The following is a 14,037-nucleotide window of genomic DNA, read 5'->3' as shown; positions in this document are numbered from 1 at the left end:
TACTGTAAACATTCACCCGGCAGGCTGATTTTCAGACGGCCTGTCCACTTTAGTGAGATAGGATAAAAAAATGCGTGAACAATTATTGATTTCTGTGTTAAGTGATTTGAACAATACATCTACCGATATTACCGCCTCTGCGGTAATTTCAACCGACGGCTTGCCGATTGCTACCTTGCTGCCCAGCAACCTGAATGCAGATCGTGTGGGAGCTATGTCTGCCACTTTGCTTGCCTTGGGAAACCGCGCCGTGCACGAACTGGCTTGCGGCGAACTTGATCAGGTAATGGTGAAAGGTTCGAACGGTTATGTTTTGCTGAGCCAAGCAGGCAGCAATGCGGTTTTGGCTTTGATGGCTCGGGAAAGCGGGAAATTGGGCCTGATTCTGCTGGATGCCAAACGCGCGGCTAAGCACATTGCCGATATTTTGTAAGAAAACGCCGGCTTTGTTGCAATCCGCCTGTTGTTTGGTTGCGCTGGGTTTTTACCGTTGGAATCTATGTTTTAAGAAGTGAATTCACTCATTTGATACGAGACAGCATACATACGAAAGTGATTCCGTTACCGCTTTAGCGGCTTGTAACACCGTTTTCTTCAAGCTAAGGTTCGGCTACTCCGTAGTGAAAGTTAAGTGAATCCAACATGTCTGAATAAGGTTTCGGATAAAATATTGTTCACAGCGGTAGGCTTGCTTAATGAAAATGTTTGACAGAGTTTTACTAAAGCAAGTATAATTTAATTCTTTAAATTTTCCCCGATAGCTCAGTCGGTAGAGCGACGGACTGTTAATCCGCAGGTCCCTGGTTCGAGCCCAGGTCGGGGAGCCAAATTTCCTAAACCTAAACAATATAATTGTTTAGGTTTTTCTTTTGGGTGTTTCTTCTGTGATTAAGTTTCTATATTTTATAGTTAAATCAATCGCTTGGTAACGGTTTGTCATGCTCGGGCTTTTGGTCCGGGTATTGCGTGTGTAATTTTTCTTAAGTTGGTAGTTGATTGGCTATAGACCTTTGCAAATTCAAAAGGGCATCAGACAAAATGAGACCTTTGCCAAAATACCTTAAGGCCGTCTGAAATGCTTAAGTCCCGTCATTAGCTTCGCAATTCTGCCGTGCTAATTATTTTCAAACGGCCTAAGCAAACTTGGCAAAGACTTCGTTCCAAGACAGACGGGTGAAAGCCCTGGTTCAGATACCCGAATGCATCGGATATATGTTGGCTGGGAAATTTTAATATTTATTTAATTGATATAAAATTCCAGTATTTGTTAAATTGAAAAATTTAAATTCTCATAAAAACAAAAATCATAGATTTACACAATAAAATAGCTAAAAAAAGGTTTTTATGCTTGCCATAGCCCGTATGAGCCGCTAATCTTTGCAGCCTGATTCATTTATATAGAAAAGAACAATCATGACTCCGCCACGCCACCAAACAGACGACGTTAAAATCAAAGAAGTTAAAGAACTGCTGCCGCCGATTGCCCATCTTTACGAGCTGCCTATTAGTGAAGCTGCCGCCGATTTGGTTTACCAAACCCGCCAAGAAGTTGCCAAGTTAGTTCACGGTGAAGACAACCGCCTGCTGGTGATTATCGGCCCCTGTTCGATTCACGACCCCAAAGCCGCGCTCGAATACGCCGAACGTTTGCTACCGCTGCGCAAAAAATACGAAAAAGAATTGTTGATTGTGATGCGCGTGTATTTTGAAAAACCGCGCACTACCGTGGGCTGGAAAGGGCTGATTAACGATCCGCATTTAGACGGTACGTTCGACATCAATTTCGGCCTGCGTCAAGCCCGCAAGCTGCTGCTTACACTGAACGATATGGGCATGCCTGCCTCTACCGAGTTTCTCGACATGATTACGCCGCAATACTATGCTGATTTGATTTCATGGGGTGCCATCGGCGCGCGCACCACCGAAAGCCAGGTGCACCGTGAGCTGGCCAGCGGTTTGTCGTGCCCCGTCGGCTTTAAGAACGGCACCGACGGCAACCTGAAAATCGCCATCGATGCCATCGGCGCGGCTTCGCATCCGCACCACTTTTTGTCGGTTACTAAAACCGGCCATTCCGCTATCGTGCATACCAGCGGTAATCCGGATTGCCATGTGATTCTACGCGGCGGCAAAGAGCCGAATTACAGCACCGAGCATGTGAAAGACGCCGCCGCCCAGCTCGAAAAAGCCGGCGTGTCGCCCAAACTGATGGTAGACTTCAGCCATGCCAACAGCCGTAAAGACTACAAACGCCAAATGGAGGTGGCTGAAGACGTGGCGCAGCAAATCCGCAACGGCGAAAACAATATTATGGGTGTGATGGTGGAAAGCCATTTGGTGGAAGGCCGTCAGGATAAGCCCGAAACTTACGGCCAAAGCATTACCGACGCCTGCATCGGTTGGGACAAGACCGAAGAATTGCTGGCGTTATTGGCTGAGGCAAACCGCAGTCGTGTATAAATACCTTGAGCTTGAAAGTATAGACTTAATAGGCATTTTGGTTGATTTTTTAGGGTATCGTGCGTAAGGCACACATTAGGGCAAATCCTTAAGCGCGGAAGAGAAACTGCGCAACAAACAGCTGTCGAAAACCCCGTTATGTGGCGGAACAAAGCTTTGGCATCTTACACTGCAAGTTCCGTTATGCTCGGGCAAGCTATTTCAGTTTGTGAAAGTGGCAGCGCAAAGTCATCTGAAAGCGATGCATTTGAACCTGTTTAAGGCCGCCAACAGGCTTAGTGCACCAAAGGCAGCGGATTGCTTAATCATTAGGCCATCCGAGGCGAAAAAGGGGATTGCGGGTAAAAGCCGACGACGAAAACAACTGAAACTATACTTTGTAGTTTCGGTTGTTAGTTTGATGCGGAGTTTTGCAAAGGTCGCATGCTGGCATATGGTTATTTTAACCACACTGTTGGGCGTGGTGGTGTTTGTGTTTGCCGCGCTGGGCAATTGGTTGTTAAGCGGCGCATCGCATGACGTGATGGGTGCCGTATTAGCAGCCAGCGCGGCGGCTTTGCTGTATTTGGTAACAGAAGAATTGCTGATCGAAGCGCACGAGGTGCAGGAGAAAAATTATTCGGTGTTGGTGTTTTTCGCCGGATTTTTAAGTTTCTGGGCCGTGCAGCTTTTGGCTTGATCTATATAGTTTAACCACTTAACTTAGCAATAATTTCGTCATACTCGGGTTAAGCCCGAGTATGATGCGTGTACTTTTCTTAAGTTGATTGGCTATACAGTGTAAGTTAATCCGCTAACAGTAGTTATATAAAGATTTCAGGCCGTCTGAAAGAGTTTTTCAGACGGCCTGGAATCTTTGTGAGACGAAATCAACTGGAAACTGTCTCTGCTCAAAAATACCGGATATGGCTTAAAGTGGGGTAGGGTGAAAGCGTGTTAATGTTAAACAGTTGGATTTTGACGTAAATCGGGTTTAGAAGCAATCACCCGGCACGCGCACAAAGCCTTCCATAATGATGCGTGCGCTGCGACCCATTGAGGCTTTGGTGGCTGTCCATTTACCATTTTGCATTTCGGCGGCTGCGCCCACGCGCAGGGTGCCGGAAGGGTGGCCGAATACCACTTGGTTGCGCTCGCCGCCGCCGGCGGCCAGATTCACCAAGGTGCCGGGAATGGCGGCGGCGGTAGCGATGGCTACCGAGGCGGTGCCCATCATGGCGTGGTGCAGTTTGCCCATGCTCATGGCGCGCACCAAAACATCGATATCGGCGGCCTTAACTGTTTTGCCGCTGGATGAAACATAATCTTTCGGCGCGGCCACCCAAGCGATTTTCGGGGTGTGCTGGCGGGTGGCGGCTTCGGAAAGGTCTTTAATCAAACCCATTTTCAAGGCGCCGTATGCGCGCAGGGTTTCCAGTTTTTCCAGCGCGGCGGCATCGTTGTTCACATCGTCTTGCAGCTCGGTGCCGGTGTAGCCGATATCAGCGGCGTTCACGAAAATGGTGGGGATGCCTGAATTGATCAGCGTGGCTTTCAGACGGCCTATACCGGGCACGTCCAGTTCGTCCACCAGATTGCCGGTGGGGAACATATCGCCTTCGCCGTCGGCGGGATCGAGAAATTCGATTTGCACCTCGGCGGCGGGAAAGGTTACGCCGTCCAGCTCGAAATCGCCGGTTTCCTGTACTTCGCCGTTGGTGATCGGAATGTGGGCAACGATGGTTTTGCCGATGTTTTTCTGCCAAATATGCACGGTGCAGATGCCGTTTTGCGGTATTTTGGCAGGATCGATCAAACCTTGGCTGACGGCAAACGCGCCGACGGCGGCGGTGAGGTTGCCGCAGTTGCCGCTCCAATCAACAAACGGTTTGTCGATGGCAACTTGGCCGAACAAATAATCAACATCGTGGCCTTCGCGGCTGCTTTTGTCGATGATTACCGCTTTGCTGGTGGAGGAGGAGGCGTTGCCGAGGCCGTCGATCTGCTTGCCGTAGGGGTCGGGGCTGCCGATAACGCGCAGCAGGATTTTATCGCGTGCTGCGCCGGGTTCCTGTGCGGCCTCGGGCAGGTCGCTGCGTTTGAAAAAAATACCTTTGGATGTGCCGCCGCGGTAGTAAACAGCGGGGATTTTGATTTGGGCAACGTGGTTGGCCATCTTTTTTCTCCTGTGTTTTTCTTGATTTGATTAATTGCTGATTAATGCCTGTGTCGGGATTTTGCTTTTCAGACGGCCTGAATGGAGCCGTCTGAAAGACACTTAATCATACACCAAATTTGAATATGGGAAATGCGGGATCTGGGCTTTTGTAGGCTCGACAAAAGTTTTGGAAAATATTTATCAAGAATATCGTGATAGGGTAGGGGCAGGAGGCAAAAAAATATCCGCAAAAATGCGGATTGTGGTGCCCGGAGCCGGAATCGAACCGGCACGACCTGTTTAGGGTCGACGGATTTTAAGTCCGTTGTGTCTACCTATTTCACCACCCGGGCGGTATCCTCGAATCGCAGTTGCACTTAAACCCGAAGACATGGAACTTGGAGGCGGGGGCGCGGATTTTAACCGGCCTGTATAAGGGTTGCACCCCTTATCGCATAAACACTCTGCCACCCCGCCGTGGAGGGTTTGATGTTGGAGGCGGAAGTCGGAATCGAACCGGCGTACACGGCTTTGCAGGCCGCTGCATAACCACTCTGCCATTCCGCCTGAAACTTTACAAGCCGTTTAAGTGGTGTAAACGGCTTGGTATTTTGGAGCGGGAAACGAGTCTCGAACTCGCGACCTCAACCTTGGCAAGGTTGCGCTCTACCAACTGAGCTATTCCCGCGCGGTTCAAATGTAAGCGGTTGGAGCGGGAAACGAGTCTCGAACTCGCGACCTCAACCTTGGCAAGGTTGCGCTCTACCAACTGAGCTATTCCCGCATCGGATTACATTTGCAATGAAACTGTGGAGCGGGAAACGAGTCTCGAACTCGCGACCTCAACCTTGGCAAGGTTGCGCTCTACCAACTGAGCTATTCCCGCTTGGGTGTTGCCGCTGCTGTGTGCTGCGGCGAAGAGAACGCTATTATAGTGTGTGTGAAAACAGTGTCAATAGTTTTTTAAAATTTATTGCTGCGCGGGGTTTTGAAATTCTTTCCACGCCATTTTGAGGTAGTAGAACATCGACCAGATGGTGAGCACGGAGGCGATAAACATCAGAATGTTGCCGATTAATATCAAATCGAAGCCGTGAAAGTCTTTGAGGCCGACCAAAAGCAGCAGGATGGCGGCCATTTGGGCGGTGGTTTTGAGCTTGCCGATGGTGGCCACGGCCACGCTGCCGCGTTTGCCCATTTGGGCCATCCATTCGCGCAGGGCGGATATGGTGATTTCCCGGCCGATGATGATCATGGCGAAAATAACGTAGGTGCGGTTGAGGCTGACCAGCAGCAAAAGGGCGACGGCAACCATGAGTTTATCGGCCACGGGGTCGAGAAAGGCGCCGAAATCCGAGGTTTGCTTCCACAGGCGGGCGAGAAAGCCGTCGAACCAGTCGGTTACGGCGGCGGCGGCGAAAATCACGGCGGCCGTCCAGTTGACGGTTTGCGGGTCTATCCAGCCGCCGGGCAGGTAGAACAGGACGGTGAACACCGGTATCAGCAATACGCGCATCCATGTGAGGAAGATGGGAAGGTTCCACGGCATAGCAGGGGCTTTCTTTTGGTTTTCAGACGGCCTTGGGCTTGAGACAGGCCGTCTGAAAAAAGATGTATGTGGCAGAGTGGTTTATGGTTGGCTTAAGCGGCGGATTATAACGAATTTGCGGACGGTTTAGTGGGGAAGTGTGTATGGCGTGGCAGTTTTGTTAATTATTTTTAACAAAGTGTTGTAGTTTGGTAAATTTCATGGGTGAAGGCTTTTGCAAAATTCGTTGAGGCCGTCTGAAACATCCAATTATCGTTATCAGCTATATAAGTCTGCTGCGCGGAAATGACGAGATTCAAGCATTTCAGACGGCCTTAAAACCCTCGCTCAAATCTTTAGAGGCCGCCTGAAAACGGGTAGGCAAACGAATCTTCGGCAGCCTTCTGACGACAGACCCTAATGCAGGCTGTCGTAAATCTTTTCGGCCAGTGCGCGGCTGATGCCTTCTACCTGCGCCAAGTCTTCCACGCTGGCGGCGGTTACACCGCGCAGGCCGCCGAAGTGGGTGAGCAGGGCTTGGCGGCGTTTACTGCCGATGCCGGGGATATCGCTGAGCGACGAGGTGATGCGGGCTTTGTCGCGTTTTTTGCGGTGGCCGGTGATGGCGAAGCGGTGTGATTCGTCGCGCACGGTTTGCAGCAGGTGCAGGGCGGGGCTGTGGGGCGGCAGGCGGAAGGTGCGGTTGGAAAAGGGCAGGATGAGTTCTTCCATGCCGGCTTTGCGCTCGGGGCCTTTGGCGATGCCCACCAGCGGAATGGTCAGGCCCAGCTCTTCCCATACTTCTACGGCCACGCCGATTTGGCCTTTGCCGCCGTCGATGAGCACGGCGTCGGGCCAGCGGACGGTTTCGCCGTTGGCTTGGGCTTCGGCCATTTTGCCGTAGCGGCGGGTGAGCACTTCGCGCATGGCGGCGTAGTCGTCGCCTGCTTTGGCGCCGGTGATGTTGTAGCGGCGGTATTGCGAGGGTTGGATGTTTTGTTCGTCGTACACCACGCAGGAGGCGACGGTGGCTTCGCCTTGGGTGTGGCTGATGTCGAAGCATTCGAGGCGTTGCAGGCCGCCGGCTTCCATGTCCAGCACGCGCGCCAACTCTTCGATGCGGTGTTGCTGGCTGCTGTGTTGCAGGCGGTGTTGGGCGATGGCGAGGCGGGCATTTTGTTCGGCCATTTTCATCCACACTTTGCGCTCGCCTATGGTTTTGGTAACGAATTGGATCTGTTTGCCGTGTTCTTGGTTTAAGGCCGTCTGAAGCACTTCTGACAGGGGGAAGTTGCTGATGATGATGTCGGGCTTGCTTTTGCCTAAATAGTGTTGTGCGACAAAGGCTTCGGCATAATCTTGGCCGTTTGGCTCGGGGTCGTGGCGCACGTCGGGGAAGAAGCTTTTGTCGCCCACATGCCGCCCGCCGCGTATGCTCACCCAATGAACGCACACGCTGCCGCCGTCCACGGCCAGCGCCAACAGGTCGATGTCGTTGGGGTTGTTGGGGTTTTTGCTGTCGATAAACTGTTGGCTCTGCACGAGGCCGAGTGCCTGAATTTGGTCGCGGTAGCGGGCGGCTTCTTCAAAGTCGAGCCGCTCGGCGGCCTGCTGCATTTTGTGGTGCAGCACTTGGGTGAGTTCGCCGGTTTTGCCGTTGAGAAAGGTTACGGCTTCGCGCACGCTGGCTTGGTAGTCTTCTTGGCTGATGTGACCGGCGCAGGGGCCGGAGCAGCGGCGGATTTGGTAGAGCAGGCAGGCGCGGTCGCGGTGTTCGAACACGCTGTCTTCGCAGGTGCGCAGGCGGAACACTTTCTGCAACACCTGTATGCTGTCGCGCACGGCGTAGCCGTTGGGGTAGGGGCCGAAATATTGGTTGGGCTTTTTGAGCGTGCCGCGGTAATAGGCCATTTGCGGGAAGGCGTGGCCGCTGAGCATGAGGTAGGGGTAGGATTTGTCGTCGCGGAAGAGGATATTGTATTTGGGCGATAAGGCTTTGATCAGGTTGTTTTCGAGAATCAGCGCTTCGGCTTCGGAGCGGGTAACGGTGGTTTCGACGGTATGCACCTGCTTCACCATCAGCGTGATGCGCGGCGAGTGGTCGTTTTTTTGGAAATAGCTCGACACGCGCCGCTTCAGGTTGACGGCTTTGCCCACATACAGCACCTGCCCGTTTTTATCGAGCATGCGGTACACGCCCGGCAGGTTGGGCAGGTTTTTCAGAAAAATATTCAGATCGAAAGTTGCAGACACGGCGGAGCAATCGGTTTTCAGACGGCCCCGATTATACGGGAAAAGGCTGCGGGTAGCGCGGTTTCGGCAGACCGAGACCTTTGCAAAACCCCCATCTGCGGCACATTTCTGCGTTGTGTGCTGCTCACTCGCTTGCCTAACTTCATGTTATGTCTACGCTCGTTGCGCTGCTACGCCTTGAACTGCATCCACATCTGGAGGTTTTGCAAAGGTCTCAGACCGTTTCAGCGTTTCAGCGCCAGCACCAGCACGCCCGCCGTTACCAGCCCCAAGCCCAGCCATTCCTGTGCGGAAGGGCGCTCGTCGAGAAACACCACCGCCATCAGCGCCACCAGCACTAGGCTGAATTTGTCCACCGGCGCCACCTGCGAAGCGTTGCCCAACTGCAAAGCCTTGAAATAAGCCAGCCACGATGCGCCGGTGGCCAAGCCGGAGAGAATCAGAAACAGCCAGTTTCTGCCCGTAAAGCCCGCCACGCCCTGCCATTTGCCCGTGTAGCTCAAAAAAGCCGCCAGCGCGGCGATGATAACCAGCGTGCGGATAAACGTGGCGAAATCCGAATCGATGCCCTGCAAGCCCGCTTTGGCGAAAATTGCCGTGAGTGCGGCGAAAAAAGCCGACGCCAGCGCCCAGTAAAACCACGGATAAGCCATTGCACACCCTTTACGAAAAAATTGGAAAACGTTTTCAGACGGCATTAAGGTATTTTACAAAGGCTTCAGGCCGTCTGAAAATTTGACCTGCACCCGGGCATTATTTTCCCGTTGCGCCTATAATACCGCCTATTTTCATTGTTTGCAGGAAAGCGCCATGAGCTACAAAACCGATGCCGAAATCGCCCAATCCGCCACCATGCGCCCGATAACCGAAATCGCCGCCAAAATCGGCCTGAAGCCCGGGCAAATCGAGCCGTACGGCCATTACAAAGCCAAAGTCAACCCCGCCGACATCGCCGCCCTACCGCCCAAACAGGGCAGGCTGGTGTTGGTTACCGCCATCAACCCCACGCCGGCCGGCGAGGGCAAAACCACCGTAACCATAGGCTTGGCCGACGCGCTCAACCGCATCGGCAAACAAACCGTTATCGCCCTGCGCGAGCCTTCGCTCGGCCCCGTGTTCGGCGTGAAAGGCGGCGCGGCGGGCGGCGGCTACGCGCAAGTGCTGCCGATGGAAGACATCAACCTGCACTTCACCGGCGACTTCCACGCCATCGGTGCGGCCAATAACCTGTTGGCCGCCATGCTCGACAACCACATTTATCAGGGCAACGAACTGAACATCGACCCCAAGCGCGTGCTGTGGCGGCGCGCGGTCGATATGAACGACCGCCAGTTGCGCAACATCATCGGCGGCATGGGCAAGCCGGTTGACGGCGTGATGCGCCCCGACGGTTTCGACATTACCGTTGCTTCCGAAGTGATGGCCGTGTTCTGCCTCGCCAAAGATTTGGCCGACCTCAAACAACGCTTGGGCAACATCCTGATTGCCTACGCCAAAGACGGCAGCCCCGTTTACGCCCGCGACATCAAAGCCCACGGCGCGATGGCCGCTTTGCTGAAAGACGCGGTCAAACCCAACCTCGTGCAAACCATCGAAGGCACGCCCGCGCTGGTGCACGGCGGCCCCTTCGCCAACATCGCCCACGGCTGCAATTCGGTGATTGCCACCCGCGCCGCCCGCCATCTCGGCGACTACACCGTAACCGAAGCCGGTTTCGGCGCCGACTTGGGCGCAGAAAAATTCTGCGATATCAAATGCCGCCTTGCCGGCCTGAAACCTGATGCTGCCGTGGTCGTCGCCACCGTGCGCGCGCTCAAATACAACGGCGGCGCCGAACGCGCCAAGCTGGGCGAAGAAAACCTGAGTGCGCTGGAAAAAGGCTTGCCCAACCTGCTCAAACACATAGCCAATCTGAAAAATGTGTTCGGCCTGCCGGTGGTGGTGGCGCTCAACCGCTTCGTGTCCGACACCGATGCCGAGCTGCAAATGATTCAGACGGCCTGCGCGAAAGAAGGCGTGGAAGTGTCGCTCACCGAAGTGTGGGGCAAAGGCGGCGCAGGCGGAGAAGACTTGGCGCACAAAGTGGTAAGCGCCGTTGAAACCCAGCCCAACCGGTTTCAGTTTGCCTACGATGCCGAACTGCCGGTTAAAGAGAAAATCCGCACCGTTGCACAGAAAATCTACGGTGCCGCCGATGTCGAATTCAGCGCCGAAGCCGCCGCCGAAATTGCCTCGCTCGAAAAACTCGGCTTCAACAACCTGCCCGTGTGCATGGCGAAAACCCAATATTCGCTCAGCGACGATGCCAAACTTTTGGGCAAACCCGAAGGCTTCACCATCCATGTGCGCGGCATCACCGTATCCGCCGGCGCCGGCTTTATCGTTGCCCTGTGCGGCAACATGATGAAAATGCCCGGCCTGCCCAAAGTGCCCGCAGCGGAGAAAATCGACGTGGATGAAAACGGCGTGATTCACGGGCTGTTTTAAGCCGTCGGATTTTGTTGTTTGAAAAGAAAGGCCGTCTGAAAAACATTTTTCAGACGGCCTTGTTTTAATAAATTTTAATAGAATCAAATAATAATAAATTTATGTTCTATTTTTTAATAAATTTGTGTTTTATTTTTCCATAAAATTATTTATAATTATTTTACTGTATAGTCATATAAGACCAGATAGTGAAATTATTTTTAACAATCTAAAAAGGAATAAAAATGGCAATAAATTTTTTAGACAGCTTATCTAATGAGTTTGTAGAGCGTAATCAAGAAAAGACGACGTTCAGTATTCGTCTTTCTATCAAAGAAGATCTGATTTTGCAGGAGGTGGCTGATAGTTTTGAGTTCTCTAGGCAAGAGCTGATTCATCGTTTGATTACAGAACAGATTATCGAACCTTGGAAACAAAGGCATAAAGAACAGGCGGAAGAAGAACTGGTGATTGAAGAAACAAAATCAGTTAACTACTTTTTATTAAATACAAATAAAATCAACGATGTTGATGATCATAAATGGATGTTGTCAAATGGAGTTGCCGCAGCTTTTGAAGATGGTTATAAAGAAAAAATTCAAAAATTTAGAAAAGGTGATTGGATATTTCTCTACGAATCAGGACAGGGTATTGTTGCTTTGGGTAAGGCTTCGGGTGTGCTGGAAAAAACCGAACATTATGGTAGGGCGGATAAAACTTTTTTTCAAAAGCTGGATGATTTTCAAGTATTACCTAAACCCATTAAAGCTAGTGAAGTAAAGCGTATTTTGAGCAGATCTTTTCCGTTTGCAGCAACTTTATCACGCATCACAGATGGTGAAAAAATATTGGATGAAATAGAGAAAAAGGAATAATTATTAAAAATAATATTTTTATTCCAAGGAAGCGGGCTGTCTGAAAAATCATTTTCAGACAGCTTTGTGTCGATCAGATGCTTTATAATCATGCCCCAGTCAACAGCAACAAGGCCGTCTGAAAAAATGACCCAAAACGCAAACAACCTCTGCTGGCTCGATATGGAAATGACGGGCCTGAACCCCGACACCGACCGCATTATCGAAGTGGCGATGATTATCACCGATCAGGATTTGAACGTGCTGGCGCAGTCGGAAGTGTATGCCGTGCACCAAAGCGACGAGGTGCTGGACAATATGGATGAATGGAACACCGCCACCCACGCGCGCACCGGCCTCACGCAGCGCGTGCGCGAATCGCGTTTCACCGAAGCCGAAGTGGAGCAGCGGCTGTTAGACTTTATGGCACAGTGGGTTCCCGAAAAAACCACGCCGATGTGCGGCAACACCATCCATCAAGACCGCCGCTTTATGGTGCGCTATATGCCGCGCTTGGAAGCCTATTTCCACTACCGCAATCTGGATGTGTCCACCTTGAAGGAACTTGCCCGCCGCTGGAACCCGCCTGTGTATAAAGGCGTGATAAAAAAAGGCTCGCATCAGGCTTTGGACGATATTCTCGAAAGCATCGAAGAAATGCGCTACTACCGCAACAGCTTTCTCAAGCTGCCCGAGGCCGTCTGAAAAGCGTTTTGCAAAGCCCGCGCGGGCTTTTAAAGAATTTTTGTCATACTCGGGCTTGACCCGAGTATCTTTTTGTTTTTAATAACTTCTAAATAAGACGGGATACTCGGGTCAAGCCCGAGTATGATGGAGTGGGATATTTCAGACGGCCTAGCCGCCCAAGTTTCCCGCAAACACTTTCTTTTTCTTCCAAAACGCCCGCGCCGACTTGGGTTTGAGCGTGAGGCTGCCGCCCTGTCCGCCATCGGTGGCGATGGTGAGGCCGTTCAGACGGCCTTGCTGCAAAGCCTGCCACAACGGGGCGAACCAGCGTTGTTCCCAGCTTTCCAAAATATCTTTATATGCCCACACATCGTCGGTGTGCAGGGTAACGGCCAAGTCGTCTAAAAACAGCAGGCCGTCTGAAACGGGGCGGCCGTGTTCGCGCACCATTTCCATCCAAGCGTCGAAATCATAAGGCGCATCGGTGCGGCTGCCCGGATAAAACTGCGCCCACGGGCTGCTGCTGCCTAAGAAAGGTTCGCCGCTTTGGCCGCCCGCCATATCCCGCCACAGCCACACGCCGTTAACGGCGGGCGCCTGCGCGGCGGCGCGTTCGGCGTTAATCGGGTGGGCGTGCAGCCACATCTGGATTTCGGTTTGCTTTTGCAGCCATGCGCGGCTGCCGGCGCCTTCTGCGCGGATTGAGCCGTCGATTCTGCCGAGCACGTCTAAAACCGGCGCAGCCTGCCAGTTTGGCTGTTCGGGCAGGAGCACCAGCCACAAATCGGGGCGCAGCGGGCTGAAGTGCCAGCCGTCGTCTTGCAGAAAACCGTTCAGGCCGCGGCAGAGTGTTTCGGCTTCGTGTGCCTGAATTTGAATATCGCCGCCACCGAGCATATCCATATGGTGCATCCCCATCTGCTGCCAAACCGGGCTGGCAAACACCGCCGCACGGTCGGAGCCTATGCCCAAAGCCGATTTGGCGTTTTCCAGCAGGCTGCCGCGCCACAAAAAACGGCCGTAAAATTCAGACGGCCGCGCAGGTGTTGCAGTATGCACACCGAAACGCATCATTTTATTGAGCGAGGGCAAAACGGTTTCGGGCAGGGTGTCGGAAGTGTTGCGGTTCAGGGCCGGGAGGGCTAAAGTAAGATACATGGGAGGATATGTGTAGATAAAAAAACTATACATATTTTACGCTATTGTGCGGATTTTTCACGCAGCGAAACTTCCCCTTAAAGCAGGGGAGGCGGTTTTGTGGTACACTTTAGGTGAACCGAAAAGATATAAATTTTGTGAAAATCAACGCAGTAGCAGAATAATGGCGGAAAATCCCGCCGCACAAGCAAGATAAGAGGCCTGATATGACAAAGCCCCTGAGTATGTTTTTAAAATCGTTGGCGCAAAGCGACGAGGCTAAGGCAGAACCTGCCGCGCCTGTTGCGCGCCCCATCGAACCCGAACCCGTTCAGCGTGCACACACCGAACCGGAGCGCACGGTTGCGCCCGTAGAAAACACTACCGCGCCCGCGTCTGCGCGCGAAACAGCGGCAGCCGCCCTGTTTGAGGATGCGCCCAATTTGGTCAGCCCGGTGGTAGAGCCTGCGCTGTTGGCCGCCGAACCGATGATGACCACGCCGTTTGCAATGAAA

Annotated in this window: 11 protein-coding genes, 6 tRNA genes and 2 pseudogenes; 9 read left to right on the top strand and 10 right to left on the bottom strand. The window is 52.5% G+C overall.

Annotated features, from left to right (window positions below):
* The first annotated feature begins 70 nt into the window (after nt 1-70).
* The 5 genes and pseudogenes from NQ012_RS06525 (at nt 71) to NQ012_RS06505 (ending at nt 3,139) form a co-directional block, all read left to right on the top strand.
* Entirely contained in the window at nt 71-433 is a 363-nt protein-coding gene (locus NQ012_RS06525; RefSeq protein ID WP_085366060.1) for a roadblock/LC7 domain-containing protein, read from the top strand.
* 318 nt (nt 434-751) lie between these two features.
* Nucleotides 752-827, top strand: a tRNA-Asn gene (locus NQ012_RS06520).
* A 586-nt stretch (nt 828-1,413) separates the two neighbouring features.
* Nucleotides 1,414-2,460 carry a 3-deoxy-7-phosphoheptulonate synthase AroG gene (gene aroG, locus NQ012_RS06515; RefSeq protein ID WP_257066798.1) on the top strand — a complete coding sequence of 349 codons (1,047 nt, stop codon included), beginning with the start codon at nt 1,414-1,416 and terminating at the stop codon, nt 2,458-2,460.
* A gap of 109 nt (nt 2,461-2,569) precedes the next feature.
* Nucleotides 2,570-2,755: pseudogene (locus NQ012_RS06510) on the top strand (IS5/IS1182 family transposase); the annotation flags it as partial.
* A gap of 138 nt (nt 2,756-2,893) precedes the next feature.
* Nucleotides 2,894-3,139, top strand: coding sequence for a hypothetical protein (locus NQ012_RS06505; protein ID WP_257066797.1), 246 nt, complete (start codon nt 2,894-2,896; stop codon nt 3,137-3,139).
* 294 nt (nt 3,140-3,433) lie between these two features.
* Here the strand turns inward: NQ012_RS06505 and prpF are convergent, their stop codons facing one another.
* From prpF to uvrC, 8 genes are all read right to left on the bottom strand, one after another.
* Complete coding sequence (gene prpF / locus NQ012_RS06500) at nt 3,434-4,615, bottom strand: 2-methylaconitate cis-trans isomerase PrpF (RefSeq protein WP_257066796.1); 1,182 nt, start codon at nt 4,613-4,615, stop codon at nt 3,434-3,436.
* Between the two features lie 245 nt (nt 4,616-4,860).
* A tRNA-Leu gene (locus NQ012_RS06495) sits at nt 4,861-4,950 on the bottom strand.
* 140 nt (nt 4,951-5,090) lie between these two features.
* A tRNA-Cys gene (locus NQ012_RS06490) sits at nt 5,091-5,164 on the bottom strand.
* A gap of 45 nt (nt 5,165-5,209) precedes the next feature.
* Nucleotides 5,210-5,285 (bottom strand) — tRNA-Gly (locus NQ012_RS06485).
* Between the two features lie 20 nt (nt 5,286-5,305).
* Nucleotides 5,306-5,381: transfer RNA gene (locus tag NQ012_RS06480), tRNA-Gly, on the bottom strand.
* Nucleotides 5,382-5,407: 26 nt separating this feature from the next.
* Nucleotides 5,408-5,483, bottom strand: a tRNA-Gly gene (locus NQ012_RS06475).
* 84 nt (nt 5,484-5,567) lie between these two features.
* Nucleotides 5,568-6,146 (bottom strand): CDP-diacylglycerol--glycerol-3-phosphate 3-phosphatidyltransferase, encoded by a 579-nt coding sequence (gene pgsA / locus NQ012_RS06470; protein WP_257066795.1) that lies wholly within the window; start codon nt 6,144-6,146, stop codon nt 5,568-5,570.
* A gap of 396 nt (nt 6,147-6,542) precedes the next feature.
* Nucleotides 6,543-8,378 (bottom strand): excinuclease ABC subunit UvrC, encoded by a 1,836-nt coding sequence (gene uvrC / locus NQ012_RS06465; RefSeq protein ID WP_257066794.1) that lies wholly within the window; start codon nt 8,376-8,378, stop codon nt 6,543-6,545.
* Nucleotides 8,379-8,458: 80 nt separating this feature from the next.
* Between uvrC and NQ012_RS06460 the strand changes: the two are divergent.
* Nucleotides 8,459-8,596: pseudogene (locus NQ012_RS06460) on the top strand (lipoprotein signal peptidase); the annotation flags it as partial.
* Between the two features lie 6 nt (nt 8,597-8,602).
* On the opposite strand, the gene NQ012_RS06455 reads toward NQ012_RS06460, so the two are convergent.
* Entirely contained in the window at nt 8,603-9,031 is a 429-nt protein-coding gene (locus tag NQ012_RS06455) for an EamA family transporter (RefSeq protein ID WP_257066793.1), read from the bottom strand.
* A gap of 157 nt (nt 9,032-9,188) precedes the next feature.
* Between NQ012_RS06455 and NQ012_RS06450 the strand changes: the two genes are divergently transcribed.
* The 3 genes from NQ012_RS06450 (at nt 9,189) to orn (ending at nt 12,403) form a co-directional block, all read left to right on the top strand.
* The gene (locus NQ012_RS06450; protein ID WP_257066792.1) at nt 9,189-10,865 is read left to right on the top strand and encodes a formate--tetrahydrofolate ligase; all 1,677 of its coding nucleotides are present in this window, start codon (nt 9,189-9,191) and stop codon (nt 10,863-10,865) included.
* A 224-nt stretch (nt 10,866-11,089) separates the two neighbouring features.
* Nucleotides 11,090-11,719 carry a hypothetical protein gene (locus NQ012_RS06445; RefSeq protein WP_085367112.1) on the top strand — a complete coding sequence of 210 codons (630 nt, stop codon included), beginning with the start codon at nt 11,090-11,092 and terminating at the stop codon, nt 11,717-11,719.
* Between the two features lie 126 nt (nt 11,720-11,845).
* On the top strand, nt 11,846-12,403 hold the full coding sequence (gene orn, locus NQ012_RS06440) for an oligoribonuclease (RefSeq protein WP_257066791.1): 558 nt from the start codon (nt 11,846-11,848) through the stop codon (nt 12,401-12,403).
* 150 nt (nt 12,404-12,553) lie between these two features.
* On the opposite strand, the gene NQ012_RS06435 is transcribed toward orn, so the two are convergent.
* Complete coding sequence (locus NQ012_RS06435) at nt 12,554-13,543, bottom strand: hypothetical protein (protein ID WP_257066790.1); 990 nt, start codon at nt 13,541-13,543, stop codon at nt 12,554-12,556.
* Nucleotides 13,544-14,037: the final 494 nt, after the last annotated feature.

The sequence above is a fragment of the Neisseria dentiae genome (genome assembly GCF_024580525.1).
Taxonomy (GTDB): domain Bacteria; phylum Pseudomonadota; class Gammaproteobacteria; order Burkholderiales; family Neisseriaceae; genus Neisseria; species Neisseria dentiae_A.
Note: the sequence above shows the minus strand (reverse complement) of the source record. Positions and strands in the feature narration are given on the sequence as shown.